Annotated in this window: 2 protein-coding genes; both read right to left on the minus strand. The window is 67.5% G+C overall.

Features of this window, described 5'->3' with window-relative positions; all coding sequences use genetic code 11:
• The coding region (locus tag WAN02_RS02585) for an NADH-quinone oxidoreductase subunit G (RefSeq protein ID WP_422262564.1) at window positions 1–1499 on the minus strand (1499 nt) is incomplete at its 3' end.
• The coding region (locus WAN02_RS02590; RefSeq protein ID WP_422262566.1) for an NADH-ubiquinone oxidoreductase-F iron-sulfur binding region domain-containing protein at window positions 1496–1665 on the minus strand (170 nt) is incomplete at its 5' end. The genes WAN02_RS02585 and WAN02_RS02590, both read right to left, overlap by 4 nt.

Here is a 1665-nt window from a genome sequence, read left to right on the forward strand (position 1 = left end):
ACCCAGGCCAGTTGCGCGCCGGTGCTGTCGGCCAGCCGGGCCGCCGCGGACAATCCTCCGGGGGAGTTCGCGAGCCGTTCACCGACGATGATGACGGCCCCCGCCTTCGACAGCAGCCCAGCCAGCTCGCCGCCGGCCAGTCCGTCCAGCGCAGCGGCCTCGCCACCGGGCGCGGTCGCGATCAGCGTGCCGTGCATCTTCTGTAAACCGTTGCTGGCGAACGGCGCAACTGCGTGGACCGGCAGCCCGTGCTTACGTGCGGCCTTGCGCAGCCGCAGATACACGATCGGCGACTCTTCCTCGGGCTCGAAGCCGGCCAGCAGCACCACCGGAGCCGACTCCAGATCCGAGTAGCTGGTGGTGAGCAGCTTGCCCGCGACCCGGGCCGCCAGGAACTGCGTCTCTTCGTCGGAGTGCGGGCGGGCGCGGAAGTCGATGTCGTTGGTGCCCAACACGATCCGGGCGAACTTGGAGTAGGCGTAGGCGTCTTCGACGGTCAGCCGGCCACCCGGCAGCACACCGGCGCCGCCGGCCGCGGTGGTGAGCCCTTCGATCGCCGCGGCCACCGCATGCGGCCAGGACGCTGGCTCCAGTGCACCGTCGGCGCCGCGGACCAGCGGAGTGGTGATCCGGTCACCCTGCGTGGCGTAGGTGAACGCCCAGCGGCCCTTGTCGCAGTTCCACTCTTCGTTGACCTCGGGTTCGTCGCCGGCCAGTCGGCGTAGCACCTTGCCGCGACGGTGGTCGGTGCGCTGTGCGCATCCCGACGCGCAGTGCTCGCACACGCTCGGGCTGGAAACCAGGTCGAACGGGCGGGCCCGGAAGCGGTAGGCGGTGCCGGTCAGCGCGCCGACCGGGCAGATCTGTACCGCGTTGCCGGAGAAGTACGACTCGAATGGCTCGTTGGCATAGATGCCGACCTGCTGTAGCGCGCCACGCTCGAGCATCTCGATGAACGGGTCACCGGCGATCTGGTCGGAGAACCGCGTGCAGCGCGCACACAGGATGCAGCGCTCGCGGTCCAGCAAGACCTGCGACGAGATGTTGATCGGCTTGGTGAACGTGCGCTTGACGTCCTCGAAGCGGGAATCGGGGCGGCCGTTGGACATTGCCTGGTTCTGCAATGGGCACTCGCCGCCCTTGTCGCACATCGGGCAGTCCAGCGGGTGGTTGATCAGTAACAGCTCCATCACGCCGTGCTGCGCCTTGTCGGCGACCTCCGAGCTGAATTGCGTGCGCACCACCATGTCGTCGGCGACGGGAATCGTGCACGACGCCATCGGCTTGCGCTGGCCCTCGATCTCGACGATGCATTGCCGGCACGCGCCGACCGGGTCCAGCAGTGGGTGGTCGCAGAACCGGGGGATCTGCACACCGATCAATTCGGCGGCCCGGATCACCAAAGTTCCCTTGGGAACGCTGACTTCGGTGCCGTCGATGGTCAGCGTCACCAACTCGGGCTCGGCGACCTTCTTTCCGGTGTCGGCCGTTTGGGTCATGAGGCTCCGTTCGTCGCGAGCATGGACAGCTTGGGGTCGAACGGACAACCGCCGCCCTCGATGTGCGCGACGTATTCGTCGCGGAAGAATTGGATCGACGACGCAACCGGGCTTGCCGCACCATCGCCCAAGGCGCAGAACGACTTACCAAGAATCGCGTCGGAGA

It is taken from the genome of Mycobacterium sp. (assembly GCF_049281135.1).
Lineage (GTDB): Bacteria > Actinomycetota > Actinomycetes > Mycobacteriales > Mycobacteriaceae > Mycobacterium.